Origin of the sequence: Acrocarpospora pleiomorpha (assembly GCF_009687885.1) — a bacterium.
Taxonomy (GTDB): domain Bacteria; phylum Actinomycetota; class Actinomycetes; order Streptosporangiales; family Streptosporangiaceae; genus Acrocarpospora; species Acrocarpospora pleiomorpha.
In genome coordinates this window covers 247,260-263,129 of sequence record NZ_BLAF01000004.1, presented here as the reverse complement: position 1 = coordinate 263,129, position 15,870 = coordinate 247,260, and the positions used below count along the sequence as shown (strand labels likewise).

At 65.8% G+C, this 15,870-nt stretch carries 13 protein-coding genes; 2 read left to right on the top strand and 11 right to left on the bottom strand.

What is annotated here, in order from left to right:
* The first annotated feature begins 240 nt into the window (after window positions 1-240).
* Window positions 241-999 carry an IclR family transcriptional regulator gene (locus Aple_RS01220; protein ID WP_155342534.1) on the top strand — a complete coding sequence of 253 codons (759 nt, stop codon included), beginning with the start codon at window positions 241-243 and terminating at the stop codon, window positions 997-999.
* Window positions 1,000-1,013: 14 nt separating this feature from the next.
* On the opposite strand, the gene Aple_RS01215 is transcribed toward Aple_RS01220, so the two are convergent.
* On the bottom strand, window positions 1,014-2,504 hold the full coding sequence (locus Aple_RS01215; protein WP_155342533.1) for a hypothetical protein: 1,491 nt from the start codon (window positions 2,502-2,504) through the stop codon (window positions 1,014-1,016).
* Window positions 2,505-2,951: 447 nt separating this feature from the next.
* Between Aple_RS01215 and Aple_RS01210 the strand changes: the two genes are divergently transcribed.
* On the top strand, window positions 2,952-3,296 hold the full coding sequence (locus Aple_RS01210) for a carboxymuconolactone decarboxylase family protein (protein WP_155342532.1): 345 nt from the start codon (window positions 2,952-2,954) through the stop codon (window positions 3,294-3,296).
* A gap of 22 nt (window positions 3,297-3,318) precedes the next feature.
* Here Aple_RS01210 and Aple_RS01205 read toward each other — a convergent pair whose 3' ends face one another.
* The 10 genes from Aple_RS01205 to Aple_RS55385 form a co-directional block, all read right to left on the bottom strand.
* Window positions 3,319-4,857: a benzoate-CoA ligase family protein gene (locus Aple_RS01205; protein ID WP_155342531.1), complete on the bottom strand. Its 1,539-nt coding sequence runs from the start codon at window positions 4,855-4,857 to the stop codon at window positions 3,319-3,321.
* A gap of 2 nt (window positions 4,858-4,859) precedes the next feature.
* The gene (locus Aple_RS01200; RefSeq protein WP_155342530.1) at window positions 4,860-6,191 is read right to left on the bottom strand and encodes an LLM class flavin-dependent oxidoreductase; all 1,332 of its coding nucleotides are present in this window, start codon (window positions 6,189-6,191) and stop codon (window positions 4,860-4,862) included.
* A gap of 15 nt (window positions 6,192-6,206) precedes the next feature.
* On the bottom strand, window positions 6,207-8,594 hold the full coding sequence (locus Aple_RS01195) for a molybdopterin-dependent oxidoreductase (RefSeq protein ID WP_155342529.1): 2,388 nt from the start codon (window positions 8,592-8,594) through the stop codon (window positions 6,207-6,209).
* An 8-nt stretch (window positions 8,595-8,602) separates the two neighbouring features.
* The gene (locus Aple_RS52720; protein WP_218038047.1) at window positions 8,603-9,577 is read right to left on the bottom strand and encodes an ABC transporter ATP-binding protein; all 975 of its coding nucleotides are present in this window, start codon (window positions 9,575-9,577) and stop codon (window positions 8,603-8,605) included.
* Window positions 9,552-11,498 (bottom strand): dipeptide/oligopeptide/nickel ABC transporter permease/ATP-binding protein, encoded by a 1,947-nt coding sequence (locus Aple_RS01185; protein ID WP_155342527.1) that lies wholly within the window; start codon window positions 11,496-11,498, stop codon window positions 9,552-9,554. The genes Aple_RS52720 and Aple_RS01185 overlap by 26 nt, the downstream gene beginning before the upstream one ends.
* A complete protein-coding gene (locus Aple_RS01180) occupies window positions 11,495-12,403 on the bottom strand; it encodes an ABC transporter permease (RefSeq protein ID WP_170321219.1) in 909 nt (302 codons plus the stop codon). The genes Aple_RS01185 and Aple_RS01180 overlap by 4 nt, the downstream gene beginning before the upstream one ends.
* Before the next feature lie 84 nt (window positions 12,404-12,487).
* Window positions 12,488-13,999, bottom strand: coding sequence for an ABC transporter substrate-binding protein (locus Aple_RS01175; RefSeq protein WP_218038046.1), 1,512 nt, complete (start codon window positions 13,997-13,999; stop codon window positions 12,488-12,490).
* 197 nt (window positions 14,000-14,196) lie between these two features.
* Window positions 14,197-14,736, bottom strand: coding sequence for a flavin reductase family protein (locus tag Aple_RS01170; protein ID WP_218038045.1), 540 nt, complete (start codon window positions 14,734-14,736; stop codon window positions 14,197-14,199).
* Entirely contained in the window at window positions 14,733-15,272 is a 540-nt protein-coding gene (locus tag Aple_RS01165) for an NADPH-dependent FMN reductase (RefSeq protein WP_155342523.1), read from the bottom strand. Before Aple_RS01165 ends, Aple_RS01170 begins: the two co-directional genes overlap by 4 nt.
* A 243-nt stretch (window positions 15,273-15,515) precedes the next feature.
* Complete coding sequence (locus tag Aple_RS55385; RefSeq protein ID WP_281361510.1) at window positions 15,516-15,638, bottom strand: hypothetical protein; 123 nt, start codon at window positions 15,636-15,638, stop codon at window positions 15,516-15,518.
* Window positions 15,639-15,870 lie beyond the last annotated feature (232 nt).

The window sequence follows — 15,870 nt, the reverse complement described above, 5'->3', positions numbered from 1 at the left end:
AGCTCAACTGTCTACCTGTCGCTCTCCAGCCCCGCCACTATGACGGGACCTGCCGGAAGGATGCTCAGCGAACTGGAATGGCGTCAACATGCCCGTGACTGCCGTCCGCATAGAGGACGAAATTTTGTTGTTCTTTGCCTGGGTATTGACACATATGGCGTAGGCCCATCTAGATGAGCGTACGCAGAGCGGACACCACCAGGCACATGGGTGCGCTTCACAAGGGGAGGGCGCGAACCGATGCCGGGCCAAGGGAAGGAGACCGTTCAGTCGGTGGAGAAGGCGATCGCGATCCTGCGGATCGTGCTCACCGCCGAAGACCCTCCCACCCCGACGCAGCTTGCCGCTCGGGTCGGAATCAGCCGCGCCTCGGTGTACCGCTTACTGGAGGCACTTGAGCGGACCGGCGCGCTGCAGAGATCCGGCAGGAGGACGATCGCCGGGCCGCTCTTCCGCGACCTCCAGGTCAGGCCCCCGCTGAACTCGAGGCTGATCACCGCCGCTATCGGTCCGATGCGGAGGTTGCGCGGCGCCGCCAACGGGGAGTCGGTAGGGCTGTACGTACCGGTCAACTCGGCCGAGTTCACCTGCGTCGAGTCCCTGGCGGCGCTGCACCCCCTGGGGTACAGCGAGACCCTGCATCAGCCGATCCCCATACGCGCCGGGGCGACAAGTATGGTGTTCCTCACAGCCCTGCGTCATCGACACGGGTACGAGGGCTTGGACAGGGCATTGCGCGGGCTGCTCAACAACCCCACCGCGGCCACGCTCAGCGCGATGACCGGAGCCATCGAGAAGACGATCCGCGATCGATACTGTATTTCGCGAGGTCAGAGGATCCCCGGATCGACGGCCGTCTCGGCTGCCGTGACGTGGGGGGAAACCCACGAGCCGCAAGCGGCGATCACGCTCTCGGGCCCGACCAGCCGTTTCTCACCTCACCCCCACATCGGGGCGGTTCTGGAGGCGGCACAGGCCATCTCGCAGGCAGCGCGATAGAGGGACCCGCCCCGTCATCCATGGCAGCTGGGGGACCCGTCACCGGAGATCATGCGCATGAACAGCGGGTGCCACTTACGGCAGATATCGAGCTCGGTCATGGTGAAGTCCATAGGGTCCGAGGCGAAGTCGCGGTCATAGTCGCCCGGCAGGTTCAGTCCCGGGACAGCGGGGATCCAGTCCTCGCGAAGCAACTCGTCAGGGTCGCCGTACTTCGCCGCGATCGCCCGGATGGCGGGGTCGTCGAGGGCTTTGAGGCGGCCGTTCTCGATGACGACACGGTCACCATGGGGCGTGCCCTCGGCTACGTAAGTGGGGTAGTTCAGGTGCACATGCCAGTGGCCGACCGTCAGGCCCTCGCGTGCCGCCTGCCGCTCCGTGTCCGCCGAGATCACGGTGCCGAACCCGATGTGGATGATGCCACTGCGCGTCCGCTCGTAGAGGCCACAGTTGTAGCCCTGCGCGTAGCCGGCGCGGGGGCGGTGCACCTTGGGATTGGTCCCGATCGACGCCTCCCACCACTGCATCAGTCCCGTGGTCCCGAAGCCCGGGTACTGGACATGAGCGTTGGCCGCCATGACCTGGCGTAGCTTCTCGCCGAACTCTCCCCCACCGACGATCTCGACGATCTTCGACTTCTCGATCCGCAACTCCATCCGCGGGTACGGCGCGATGTGGTTCATGGTGCCGGCGATGACACCCGTCCCGTCCTCTTCCGGGATGTGGAAGTGCGGCCGGCCCCAGATGTGGCCGGGCAGATAGGTCTCGCCGTACGCGACGTTGCTGGAGTAGGACTTCTCCACGTGTTCGCGGCTGTATACAGAGCGACTCTCGTCCCAGTAGGCGTGATGGTTGGTGAACCGCAGATCCGTGCCTTCAGGGTCGGTGATACGCACGGTTCGCGCTTCGCGGACTGCCGCCCACGTCCACTCGTCGATGGCGATCAGCAACTCGGCCGGGAACAGATGCGCCGGCGACGCCACCATCTCGCGGGTGATGAAGGGGAACCGCTGGATCTTGACGTGGCGGTCGCGCAGGATCGGACCGCCGTATCCCATGATGATCTTGTCGTAGGCGCCGGCCTTGTCGAGTTCCTCCCACTCGTCAATCCAGCGCGCGAGCTCCGGGGTTCGGGCGAGGTAGTACTCCACCTCGTCATGCCCCTGCCACGCCGGGATCGGGCCCTTCTCCTCCACCTCGATCGTGTACTCGACCCCGAACTTTTCGAAGGTGAGGCGGGCAGCCTCCACAACCAGGGGATCGTGCCAGTTGGTGACACGGAGGAGGACTCGTTCCCCCTTCTTCAGGTCCCAGGCAGGCCAGAGTCCAGGGCTGTACGGCCGGCGCGCGACACTTTCGAAATAGGGAAGAAGTTCCTCCACCCGCGTCACCTCCGACAGATGAGGACAGCGAGCCTGTGGAACCAGCTCAGGCTGGATCTTCTCGTTGCCGGGCGCGAACGGGAAGGACCGGCCGTCCTCCTCGCGGGAGTCACTGAGGCTCATCGTCGTCAACTTTCGTGAGGGGAACAAAGAAATGAGGAGCGGCGAGGGGCATCGCGCCGGCCGCAACAGTGATCCAAGCGTGATTGCCTCCACCGGGTCGCGGCAAGCGGCGACACCGATTTCCATCACAATCGTCCGCCATGCGGATCTCAGGTGCTCGAAAGAACTCCACGCGCGCCGTGGCGTCGTACGGGGAAAGCTAGGGTTGTCTTTACGGAGATTCCATCACGCAAAGTCACACGCGGGTCCTGTGCGGACCTTGCTTATCCGCCATGCGGAGGATGAGCCCGGATGGTTACAGCTCGGGTGACCTAGCCACCTACAGTCGGACCGGATCCTTCGGAAACGCTGGTGATACCCGCCGTCGGACCTCTGAGAGATCTCTCACGCCCAGATTCGAGCCCGGCCCCCGACAGAGGGCGGGCTCCCTCCCCAGACGAGGAATCGATGACCACTGACATTCACGAGCACGCCGCCGATCGCGCGTACACGCCCCAGCTCCGCCGTTCCGCACCGGCGGAGGCGGCATCATTTTCGGCGTTCATGGCCAGCACCGTCGGTCGGAAGGACGGCGCGATCCCGCCGAAGTATCGCGAGCTGATAGCCCTCGGAGTCGCCCTGACCACGCAGTGCCAGTTCTGCATCTCCTCACATACCGGCGTGCTGAAGAAGCTCGGCGCGACTGAGGAGGAGATTGCGGAGACCGTCTTCATCGCGGCCGCGCTGCGAGCGGGGGCGGCATACACCCACGGGATGGTGGCGATGCGGCACTTCGACAACGCCGCGGAATAGCCCAGCTGGAGTCGCCCCGGTTTCACATCGGGTTGGAGAGCTGGTCACGCACGCGGAACCGCTGGAGCTTGCCGGTCGCGGTCTTGGGGAGATCGTCGGCAAAGACGACCTTGCGGGGAGCCTTGAAGTGCGCGAGCCCCTGACGGCACCAGGTGATCAGCTCTCCTTCAGACACTGCGGGGTCGACCACCACAACCGCGACGGGTTTGTCGAGGCCGTCGGCGTCCGGGATACCCACCACGGCGGCCTGACGCACAGATGGATGGGCCAGCAGCCGGCTTTCCACCTCGGTGGGCGAGACCCAGATACCCCCGGCCTTCATCATGTCGCTGTTACGACCGAGGCAATGGAAGAACCCTTCGTCGTCGACGAAGTAGGTGTCGCCGGTGCTGAGCCACTCACCCTCGAACACCAGACGAGACGCGTCGGTGCGCCGCCAGTAGCCCAGCGCGATCGACTCGCCTCGGACGTGGAGTGTTCCCGGCTCGTTCGCCGGGGCCAGGCCGCCGCCGGCAAGCCGGACCTCGACGTTATAGCCGGGCACGGGGCGGCCGGTGGTACCCGGCCGAATCTCCCCCGGCCGGTTGGACAGGAAGATGTGCAGCGCCTCGGTCGAGCCGATGCCGTCGATGATGTCCACCCCGAAACGCGAGGTGAAGCGCTCCTGCAGTGGTGCCGGGAGAGGTTCTCCCGCGGACGTGGCCAGGCGTACGGACGCGAAGGTGTCGTCGGCCAGCCCGCTGGCGACCAGTGCCGCGTAGAAAGTCGGCACCCCGAAGAAGAGTGTCGGGCGGTCGGCGTTCACCCGCTCGGCGACCACGTCCGGGGTCGGCCGGCGCGGCTCGAGAATGGTCGTCGCGCCGACCGAGAGCGGAAAGAAGACGGAGTTGCCGATGCCGTACGCGAAGAACAGTTTGGCGATGGAGAAGGTCGAGTCCTCGGAGGTGATTCCCAGCACCTCGGCTCCGTAGGTCTCGGTGACGTGGCGAATGTTCGCGTGCCGGTGCATCGCGGCTTTCGGGGTCCCGGTCGTGCCGGAGGTATAGAGCCACAGGGCCCATGAGTCATCTGTGGTCTGCACCGGGGCGTCGTCCTGACCTTGGCCGACCAGTTCCTCCCAGGTGTGAACGGCCACGCCTTCGGGCACCGGGCAAGGCGTGCCGTCGAAGACGACGTGCTCCACGGCCGGCGCCATGCTGAGCGCCTGGGCGGCCGTCTCCGCGAACTCGCCGGAGACGAGCAGCACCCGGGCGCCCGAGTCGGCGAGGATCTTGCCGAGTTCGGAACCGTTGAGCATCGTCGAGACCGGTACGGCGACGTAGCCCCCGCGGAACGCGCCGAGAATGCCCGACAGCATCGGAACGTCGTCGACCATCACCAGCATCACGCGGTCGTCCCGGCGCAGGCCGAGTCCGCGGAGACCTGCGGACACTCGCGCGTTGAGATCGTCAAGCTCCGCGTAGGTCAGGGTCTGCGTTCCGCGCACCGCGACCCGCTCGCCCCGGCCCTCCTCGACGTGCCGTCCGACCAGGAATTGCGCCGCGTTGAAGTGATCGGACATGGTCACCCCCGGACCGCCTGACGTGCCGACGAGTCCGCTCCGTAGTGCCCTCGCAGGGTGCTGGTGGCGTACTCGGTGCGGAATATCCCTCGGTCCTGAAGCAGCGGCACCACCTCCTTGACGAAGGACTCGACGATCGTGGGTTGCAGGGCTCCGAGCAGGTTGAATCCGTCGGCGGCGCCCTCCTCGAACCAGGTGTGCATGTGGTCCGCGATCATCTGCGGCGTGCCGACGACCACACCGTGGCCTCTCAGCCCGCCGATGCGTGTGATCAGCTCGCGCACGGTCGGCCGCTCCGCTTCGATAAGGTCCCTGAGCATCACGAAGCGACTTCGGTTGCCGCGCACATGCTCGACATCCGGTAGCGGAGGCACCTTCGCGTCAAGCTCGGAGCCGATCAGGTCGACCTCCAGTTGCACGGACAGCTGAGCCAACGCGTAGTCCACCACGATCAATTCGTTGAGCTCACGAACGAGCTCCTGTGCCTCGGCGACCGTCGGCGCCACGATCGGCACCAGCCCTGGCAAGATCGTCACCTCCGCCGGCCGCCGGCCGAACGCGGCAGCGCGGCGGTGAATGTCGAGGCGGAACTCGCGCGACTCCTCCATCGACTGCTGTGCGGTGAAGATGGCGTGTGCGCGGGACGCGGCCAGAGTTCTGCCCGCCGGCGAGGAGCCCGCCTGGACCAGAAGCGGCGATCCCTGGGGCGACCGGGGCACATTCAGCGGCCCGCGCACACGGAAATGCTTGCCCTGATGATCCAGCGAGCGGACCTTTGCCGGATCGGCGAAGACGCCCGATGCCTTGTCCATGACCAGGGCGTCAGGCTCCCACGAGTTCCACAGGCCGACCACGACATCGACGAACTCGGTGGCCACCTCGTAGCGTTCCGCGTGGTCGACGTTGACTTCCAGCCCGAAGTTCTGGGCCTCCAGCGGGTCCGCGCTCGAGGTCACGATGTTCCAGCCCGCGCGCCCGGAGCTGAGGTGATCCAGGGACGCGAACATGCGGGCCAGGTTGTAGGGCAGGTTGAACGTGGTGGAGGCCGTCCCGATCAGTCCCACCCGCTCGGTGACCGCGGAGATGGACGAGAGCAGGGTGATCGGTTCAAGGACCGTGTGCACGTTGTGTTTGATCCGGTGGCCGAGGGCCAAGATGTCACCGAAGAAGATGGAGTCGAACAGTCCGCGCTCCGCGAGCTGCGCCAGTTCGTGATAGTAACGCGGGTCCAGGATCCGCGCCGGCGTGGAAACCGGATGACGCCAGGCCGCCTCGTGGTGTCCCACTCCCATGGGGAAGAGGTTCAGGTGCAACTGTTCTCTGTTCTTCGTCATGGCGTTCGTTCCCGCTCAATCGGTCGTGGATGAGGTGAGTGGCCGGCTCGGTCCCTCGTTGAGCCGAGCCGCGATCGCATCGGCCAAACGGACACCGCGGTCGGCAGGTGGGGGTGGCAGCCAGGCGCGAACCGCCGGGGGCTCAGCGTCAAACCGTTCGACCTCGACGAGGCAGCTCATGGCTATCGGCGCCTGCCCCAACCGCGTCGTGCCCTTGTCGAGGGTGAGCACATTCGGGTTGCCGTGCGCGCAGGGCGATCCCGCCGTCGCCGGATCGACGGGGTCGAACCAGGCACCGGTGGCGAGGTGCACGACCCCCTGTCTCACCGCGTCGTCCAGGACCGCGCCGGCGAAGCAGCTGCCCCGTTCGTTTCGGACCAGCACGACGTCACCAGGTGAGATACCTCGCGCCGAGGCGTCTCCCGGATTCAATCGGATCGGCTCGCGATTCCTGATCTTCGCGGCGGCGCTGACGGATCCGGCGTCCAGCTGACTGTGCAGGCGGGTGGCCGGCTGATTGCTGATCAGATGCAGCGGGTACGTCGTGGCACCGGGACCGTTGAGCCACTCGGTGGGCTCCCTCCAGTGCGCCCGGCCAGGGATCTCCGGATAGCCGAAGCCGGCCACAGTCTGGGAGAAAAGCTCGATACGCCCGGACGGCGTATTGAGCGGCGCGCCGCCCGGGTCACTGATGAATTGTCCGAAGAGGACTGTGTCAGCCGGCTCGTCAGGAACGCTCAGCCAGCCGCGCCGCCAGAATTCGCTGAACGACGGCGTGGGAAAGTCCACGGACTCCTGAAACCGGCCGTACAGATGCCGCAGCCACGCTTTCTCGTCGCGACCCTCGGTGAACGCGTCCCCGAAACCGAGCCGACCGGCCAGTTCTGTGAAGATGTCGAAATCGGTCCGGGATGAGGCAAGCGCGGGCAGAGCCTGGGCCATGGCTATGAGGTAGTTGTCACGTCCCGAAGCGCCGAGATCGTTGCGTTCGAGTGCCGAGGCGACAGGCAGGACGATGTCGGCGTGCTTCGCGGTCGCGGTCCAGTGCAGGTCGTGCACGACCACGGTCTCGGGCCGCTGGAAAGCCTCAGCCAGGCGGCCCAGGTCCTGGTGGTGGTGGAACGGATTCCCCCCGGCCCAGTACACCAGGCGGATGTCCGGATAGGTGTGCTTCCGTCCGCCGTACTCGTAGCGCCCGCCGGGGTCCAGCAAGGCATCGGCGATCCGGGCGACGGGGATGCTCTCGGTGACGGGGTTGAGTCCCTGTGGAAGCGACGGCCAGCGCACCCGCCTGCGACCGTTCCCAGGACCGTTGACAGCGGAGTATCCGATCCCGAAGCCGCCTCCGGGCAGACCGATCTGGCCGATCAGGCAGGCCAGCGCCACCACTGCCCAGCACATCGACTCCCCGTTCTCCCCGCGCTGGAGAGCCCAGGCCATCATCACCATCGAGCGGCCGCCGGCCAGGGAACGCGCCAAGGCGACGATGTCCTCCGCCCCCACGCCTGTGTGAGCGCCGGCCCATCGTGCGTCCTTCGAGACCCCGTCCACCGCGCCCACCAAGTAGGCCCTGAACTCGTCGAATCCCACGCAGCGCGTCGCCGTGAAGTCGCGGTCGTACAGGCCCTCGACTACGAGCGTGTGGCATAGTGCCAACACCAGGGCGAGGTCCGAGCCGGGGACGACGGGCACCCACTGCGCGTTGAGCTCCTCCGGGCAGTCGTCGCGGAGTGGCGACACGTTGACGACTCGGATCCCCCGGGCCGCTACGCGCCGCAGGTGCCCGGGCGTGTGGTGCTCACCGAACCCACCTGAACCGACCTGGGCGTTCTTCGCGGGTAGCCCGCCGAACGCGAGGACCATATCGGTGTTCTCGATGATCGTGTCCCAGTCGCTGTGGCCGTCGACGCAGCCGTCCGTGGAGCCGATGACATGAGGAAGAACGGCCTGGGCGGCGGCGAATGAGTACGCACCCCTGGCCGTCGTCGCACCTCCCAGGAGGTTCATGAACCGTCGCAGCTGACTCTGGGCGTGATGGAACCTGCCGGCGGAGGCCCATCCGTAAGAGCCCGCGTATATCGCCGTGTTGCCGTGACACGTGCGCACGCGGTCAAGTTCCCAGGCGACGAGGTCGAGCGCCTCAGCCCAGGAGACCTGCACGAATCGCCCCGCCCCGCGCCTGCCCGGACCACGCCGCGGACTGCGGAGCAGCCACGACTCGCTCACCATCGGACAGCGGACCCGGGTGTCACCGAGCATCCCGTCACGGATGGACGCACCGAGGTACGACGGCGCCGGATCTCGCTCGAACGGCAATACTTCGACTACCTCGCCATCGACGACGACGGGCTCGAAGACACCCCAGTGCGTACTGGTCAAGCGGGCTGGCACAGCGCGGTCCATCTGAGTTCCTAGCGTGAGAGGGCCGACGACATCGGGTGGTGGCACGCGACAGTGGCACCGGCTACCGGAACCGGCTCCGGCGGCAGCGATCGGCACACATCGGTCGCCTTCCAGCACCGCGTGTGGAACCGGCATCCGCTGGGTGGGCTCGACGGGCTGGGGGTATCGCCCTGCAGGACGATCCGCTCGGTTGCCCGCCTGGTCGTCGTCGGTACCGCCGACAGCAGGGCGGCCGAGTATGGGTGATTCGGGGCCGTCAAGATCTGCGATGTCTCGCCCGACTCGACTACTTCGCCCAAATACATGACCGACACCCGTTCACACACATACCTGACCACTGCAAGGTCGTGTGAGATGAACAGGTAGGCGAGCCCGAATCTGTCGCGCAGGTCTTGGAGCAGGTTGATGATGTGCGCCTGCACCGAGACATCCAGGGCGGACACCGGCTCATCGAGAACCAGGAGACGCGGGCGGACAGCGAGTGCGCGCGCGATGGCGATGCGTTGCCGCTGCCCTCCCGAACATTGGTGGGGGTACTTGAAGCGGAACGATGGGTCCAGCCCGACCTGCTCAAGCAGCTCCCTGACTTGGCGCTCCCCGCCGTCGGACTTCTGCAGCCCTCTGATCCGAAGAGGTTCGGCGATCACGTCGAGTACGGTGAAACGGGGGTTCAGCGATCCGTAGGGATCCTGCCAGAGCATCTGAATACCGTGTCGTAGCCGTTTGGATCCGGAGCGGCTGCGGGAGTCATATGGGCTTCCGCCGAAGTTGATACTTCCGTCTGCGGGCTCAAGCAGTCCGCAGATCACCCGTCCCGTCGTGCTCTTTCCGCTTCCCGACTCGCCGACGAGCCCGACGGCCTCGCCTTCACCGATCGCCAGGGACACTTTCGACAAGGCCTGAACCGGAGCCACACCCCGGCGCTTGGATGGATAGGCGAACGAGACGCTGTTCAGCTCAACGAGCGGCTTCAATGTGGTCACCTTCCTGCATGCGCTCGGACCCCTCGTTAACGGAGTCCGCCGCTCCGAGCGTTTCCGCGCGATGACAGCGGACCTGGAGCCCGTCGACGAGTCGAAGCGTCGGCGCCTGCGTCATGCAGCCCGCCGACTCGAGCACCTCCGCGCAGCGTGGTGCGAACCGGCAGCCGGAAAGCGTGTCTCCCGGACCGGGCTGCCGACCTGGGATCGGCCGCAGCCCTCCGAGCGGGCCATCCAGACGAGGGCTGGAGGCCAGGAGCGCTCTGGTGTAGGGATGCCGGGGGTTCTCTACAACGCGACGCGCCGGCCCTGTCTCGACCACCTCTCCGCTGTACAGTACGCACACACGGTCGGCGTACTCCGATACCACTCCGATGTCGTGCGTGATGAGGACCGTCGCGGCCCCGGTGGCTCGCTTGGCCACGTTGAGCAGGTCCAGCACCTGTGCCTGGACGGTCACATCCAGCGCGGTGGTCGGTTCGTCGGCGATCAGCAGGTCCGGCCGATTAATCATGGCCATAGCGATGGCGACGCGTTGCAGCATTCCGCCCGACATCTGATGTGGGTACTCGTCACAACGCCGGGCCGGGTCGCTGATTCCCACCCCGGCCAACGCCTGAATCACCTGGGAGCGCACTTCGCCCCTGCTCAGCCCCGACTGATGCAGCGTCAGCGCCTCGCCGATCTGCGCGCCGATGGTCATGAGCGGATTCAGTGCCTTCATCGGATTCTGCGCGATGTAGGCCAGCCGTCCTCCGCGCAGGTCCCGAATCTCCCGCTCGCTTGCCCGCATCAGGTCGATGCCGTCCAACTGCGCCTTGGCGGCCGCCACCCGAGCCGGAGGGCTTGGTAGCAGCCCGAGCAGGGCGGACGCCGTAGCGCTCTTGCCGGAGCCGGATTCCCCCACGATGCCGAGAGTCTCCCCGGGGCGTAGGGAGAAAGAGATGTCGCGTACCGCTTCGCGCCCATCGAAACTGACCGTGAGTCGCTCCACGTTCAAAACGGCATCGCCGCCCTGCTCCCGAGAGGCGGAGAGCGAGCGTTTCACCCCTCGCCGGGTGGGGGCCAGCAGTGACGCGTTCGAAGTTCCCAGCCTCGGGTCCAAGGCGGCCTGAAGCCCGTCGCTGAGCAGCATGAACGCCACCACCGTTACGATGATCACCAGGCCTGGCACCGTGATCTGGCCGGGGTGAGCGAAGAACGCGTTTCTCGCCGCGCCCATCATGCTTCCCCACTCAGCGTCCAGAATGCTTCCGCCGATCCCGAGGAAGCCCAGGCCGGCGATGCTGAGGATGGCGTATCCCATGCTCAAGGAGGTCATGGCGATCAGTGAACCGCCGATGTTCGGCAGGAGATGGGAGCGCACGATCCGCCCCGTGGAGGCTCCCTGGGCGCGGGCGACCTCGATGTAGAGCTCGTTGCGTACCGAGAAAGTCAGACTGCGCGAGAGCCTGCTGAACACAGGGATAAGGCTCAGACCCGCGGCGATCACGACGTTCGTCCACGAAGGACCGAACGCCGCGGCGAGCAGCATGCCGAAGATGGTCGCGCTCAGGCACAGCAGCACATCGGTCACCCGCTGGATGCCGGTGTCGACCCACTGCCGTAGCAGGCCTGACAGGACTCCGAACGCCGTACCGATCAGCAGCCCGATGGTGACGGCCGCGAGTGAGATCCCGAGGGTCAGCCGGGTTCCGTAGACAAGGCGCGTGTAGATGTCACGCCCGGTCGCGTCCGCGCCCAGGGGCCGGTCCCAGGACCAGGGTGCGAACCTGGCGGCGATGTCGACCGTGTCCGGCGAGTACCAGGTGAGAGCCGGCGCGAAAACTCCGGCCAGGACCAGGAGCAGCAGGTAGACCAAAGCCAGCGCCGCCAGCCTCTGCTGGAGGAAACGGCGCGGGAAGGAGGTCGGTCTGGGTCTCATGAGTGCTCGATCCTTGGGTCCAGCAACCCGTAAGTGACATCGACGAGCAGGTTGACGAGAACGAACAGGAACGCGAAACACAGGACGCCACCTTGGACGACGGCCAGGTCCTGGTTGGTGATCGCGTCCGTTACCAGGCTTCCCAGACCAGGCCAGCTGAAGGTGGCCTCCACGATGACCGACCCCCCGAGCAGCGCGCCGAGCTGTAGTCCGATGACCGTCAAGACGGACAGGGAGCAGTTGCGCGCACCGTGACGCCACACGGCGCGACTGGGTGAACACCCCTTGGCCAGCGCGGTCCTGACGAAGTCTTCGTGCAGGACCTCGATCATGGCGCTGCGCACGATCTTGCCCACGACCGCGAAGACATAGACCGCCAGTGTCAATGCCGGCAGGACGATCGCCAGGGGCCCTTGCTGACCTGAGGCCGGGAACACCTGGTGGTCGACGGCCAGGAACTTGATGAGCAGCAATCCCAGCCAGAAGGCCGGGATCGCCACTCCGGCCCCCGTTGCCACCGACAGCGCCCGGTCGACCCATCGCCCTGGGAGCCGGGCGGCGCGAACTCCCAGGAAGCCACCCGCGGCGGCTCCGATCACCACCGCGAGCAATGCGAGCATCAGGGTGTCGGGGATCCGCTCGCCCACGACCTCCGCCACCGGCCGGCCGTTGAGGGCCGACCGGCCGATGTCGCCTCGGAGAAGACCCCCCAAGTAGTCGAGATACTGCGTCAAGATGGGCTCGTCCAGGCGAAGCTCTTCGCGGATCTGAGCCACTCGCTCCGGCGGCGCGTTCTCCCCCGCGAGGGTCCTCGCCGGATCGCTCGGCAGCACGCGGATGATCAGGAAGACCGTGCTGACGACCAAGACCAGCGTCATGAGGCCGTACAGCGCTCTCCGCGCCACGTATGTCAGGAGTCCCCGAGGTAGCGCGATCCGTCGCCCTGGATCCGTTGGAGTCGCGGGTGTGGCAACCGCCGCAGCCATCGCTTACTGCTCCGTGAGCTGGGTCACGCGCAGCTGGAGGTCCGGCTGCATGACGACTCCGCGGACGTCGGCACGCGAGACCAGGACTCCGTTGACGGAGAACAGGAACAGCAATGGGGCCTCGGTCAGGAGGGCCTTCTCACCTTCGCAGGACAGGCTGGAACGATCGGCGATGTTGGCCGCCTTTCCGATCTGCTCGACCTTCGCGTCGTACTCCGCGTTCGACATGAAGGTCCCGTCGCGGCCGTCAGGGGGAAGCTCCGACGAGGTGAAGAAACGCAGGAAGTCGTAACTGTCCAGAGTCATTGAACGGTTGGTGAGAACCAGGTCCCAGGCGGCATCGGACGGCTTGACGAGCTGGCCGGCCGAGTAGTTGGTCGCGGTGGGGTTCTCCAGGTCGATCTTGACCCCAACCGCCCCGAGCATCCCGGTCAAGGCGGTGGCGACCTCGTCTGAGCCGAGGAAGGCCCCCTGGACAGAGGCGAACTTGAGCGTGAGGTCTGATACACCCGCCTCGGACAACAGCTGACGTGCCTTGTCCGGGTCGAAGGGGTAGCCCTCCTGCTCCTGCTCGCAGTTCGCCAGCACGCTGGGGACACCGGTCCTGTACGCAGGCACGGCCAGATCCCCGTAAATCGCCTTTGCCAGGGCGTCCTTGTCGATCGCGTAGTTGAGTGCCTGGCGAACACGGACGTCGTCGAGCGGTGCCCGCTGAGTGTGCAGGTAAAGCAACGAGGAACCGGCCTGGCCCGCACTCGTGGTGACCCGGACGGCGGAGTTCGAGGCCAAGGACGTCAAGTCGGTGATCGGTGGGTCACGAATAAGATCGACCTGACCGGAGAGCAGCAAAGACTCCCGGGTGTTGGCGTCGGAGACGTACTGATAGGTGATGGTGCTGTAGTACGAGCGGCCGCCCCAGTAGTCACTGAATTGCTTCATGCTCAGCGAGGAGCCCGCCTCGTATTTCTCGAACGCGAAGGGCCCGGTGCCAACAGGGTGCACGTACGATTTCGACGAGTTTCCCAGCGACGTGAACGACTTGGGGGAGAGAATCATGAACCCGGCAGAGGTGAGCGCCGTCTTGAGAACCGGGTCCGCCGCCGACAGCGTCAGCTGTACGGTCAGATCGTCGACTACCGTCACGTTCTCGATCGCCCTGATGTAAGAGCTGTAGAAGGTCGGCGTCTCCAGCCAACGGTCGATGTTGTACTTAACGGCTTCCGCGTCCAGCGGGGTGCCGTCGTGGAAGGTGACTTCTTTGCGGATCGGCAGCGTTACGGATAGGCCGTCGGCGGACACCTGGAAGTCGGTCGCGAGCCATGGCTCGACCTTGGTGAAGTCGTCAATACTGCGGCGGAACAATGGTTCAGCGATGTTCTGGACCACCGCATTGACGTTAGGGCTGGAGGTAAGGTACGGGTCGAGCGAAGATGGCGCGACTGCCACCGCGACCTTCAGGCCACGGGCACCGCTCGTACTGCTCTCCGCATCCGTGCCGCAGGCGGCCAGCAACACTGACAGCGCTACGGCAAGCGCGGCCCGGCGACCGCTCCCTGGAATGCCAGCGAACACGATCTTTTCCTTTCTGAGGCGGCTTCCGCTGGACTGTTGTGCGAAGCATCAGCCGACCGCGGATATATAAGGTGGCGCGTCGCGCCACTAAAGGAGCTGGTAATGCATCACCACAATGCGAATTGCGGATGATGCGGCTGTCAGATGACCGCTTCCGCGCCGCGAAGAACCCGGTAGGCGCCTCGGTAGTACAGGAGCGGACCCTCAGACTGTTCCTGAGGCCGGTCAAAGGCCGTCACCTCACCCACGACCAGCGCGTGGTCTCCGGAGAGGTGTTCGGCGACGATTGTGCAGTCGATCCACATGAGCGAGCCGGGGATGATCGGGTTGCCGGCCGGCGAGGCAGCCGGCTCCAGCCCTCGCCAACGATCCTCAGCGGATGCGGCGAACCGGTCGGACACCCACCGCTGCCGCGCCGTCAGCACGTTCACGCAGAACTGACCGCTGGAACGGATGTTGGGAAAGGTGGACGATGATTGACTCACACTGACTGAGATCAGCGGAGGCTCCAGCGAAACGCTGAAAAAGGATTGGCAGGTCATCCCGAGGCGCTTGCCGTCATGTTCGCCGGTCAGCACGGTGATACCCGATGCGAAATGTCCGAGCGCGTCACGGAACGGCCGCCTGAAATCGCTGTCCGCGGCTGACACCGCGGCCCCGGCGGCGAGGTTGCCGTTCAACCGACAGTCACCTGCCCGGCTTCGCTCCTGACCCCGACGGCCGCGCGCAATGCCGTGATGGCGAGCAAATTCTCCGCCAGCCATCCCTCGACCACCGCGTCCATCTCGTGCATGCGTGAGGTCAGGAAATAGAGCGACGCGCATGGCACCACCGCACCGAGTTCGATCAGCAGGGGCCGCAGGTGCGCTTCCGGCGACATGGCATGATCCATGCCACCACCGGTCATCACCGCGACCGCCAACGTGTTGTGAAGAGCCCTGTGTGAGTATCGGTCGAGGAACGCCTTGAGCAGGCCGGAATAGGACGCCTTATAGGTCGGAGTCGCGACGATCAGCAGATTGCTGGCGGCCACCCGGTCAGACAGCGCCGCCATCGACTCCGAAGGCCATGAGAAGATCTCATCCGTGTGGAGCGCGAGATCCAATTCGAATGTACTCTCGAAGTGATCGGGGGTCAGTGCTCGCGCGACAGCACGAGCCAAAGATAGCGTCCGGGAATTGGGCTTGGGATTTCCGACAACCACCGATGTGTACATGGCGATCCTCTCGCGATTTGGCGAAGGCGGCCGGCAGAGGCGTCGGAGTGCACATCAGACACCCTCATAGCGTTATCGGCCGAACTCGTCTGAGTTGCGGGGAAATCCACCGGGGGTCTTGTGTCTCGATGGCAAACAGCGTCTTACGCTGCGGTGTCCACCGTAGTTTCCAAACCGCAGGGCCGTAAAGAGTTCGCGGTCTCCTCTCCGCATAGCGGTGAGGTCAGGTAGACGGTCTTTCCCTCAGCCGTCGATCCTGCGCAGTTCGTTCCGGTAACGCCTGGCGTTGCCGCGATACTCGCGCACTCCGTAGCCGATCCACTTCCTCTGCACGGCGCCGTCAAGCGGCCTGGATCGTGCGGGCACACCGAGCGCCAGGTGGCCGGGTGGATCTCGATGCGGCCGAAGTCGCCGCGCAGCACCGCCATGGCGTAGATGGGCATCGCTCACTCCTGACGTTCCGCGACCAGCAGGGTGTCCACGCCGATGGGGCCGGTCCGTTGCGCGCCGCCCGGCGTGCCGATCGGGGCGTCCCGGCCGGGCAGCACCTCGATGAAGAACCGGCGGTTGTCCGCCACGAACGCGACGTGCTCGGCGG

Coding starts and splice junctions, on each gene's coding strand:
- Aple_RS01210 (WP_155342532.1), top strand. CDS start 2,952: ATGACCACTGACATTCACGAGCACGCCGCCGATCGCGCGTACACGCCC.
- Aple_RS01165 (WP_155342523.1), bottom strand. CDS start 15,272: ATGTACACATCGGTGGTTGTCGGAAATCCCAAGCCCAATTCCCGGACG.
- Aple_RS01215 (WP_155342533.1), bottom strand. CDS start 2,504: ATGAGCCTCAGTGACTCCCGCGAGGAGGACGGCCGGTCCTTCCCGTTC.
- Aple_RS01205 (WP_155342531.1), bottom strand. CDS start 4,857: ATGTCCGATCACTTCAACGCGGCGCAATTCCTGGTCGGACGGCACGTC.
- Aple_RS01185 (WP_155342527.1), bottom strand. CDS start 11,498: ATGAGACCCAGACCGACCTCCTTCCCGCGCCGTTTCCTCCAGCAGAGG.
- Aple_RS01220 (WP_155342534.1), top strand. CDS start 241: ATGCCGGGCCAAGGGAAGGAGACCGTTCAGTCGGTGGAGAAGGCGATC.
- Aple_RS01200 (WP_155342530.1), bottom strand. CDS start 6,191: ATGACGAAGAACAGAGAACAGTTGCACCTGAACCTCTTCCCCATGGGA.
- Aple_RS01195 (WP_155342529.1), bottom strand. CDS start 8,594: ATGGACCGCGCTGTGCCAGCCCGCTTGACCAGTACGCACTGGGGTGTC.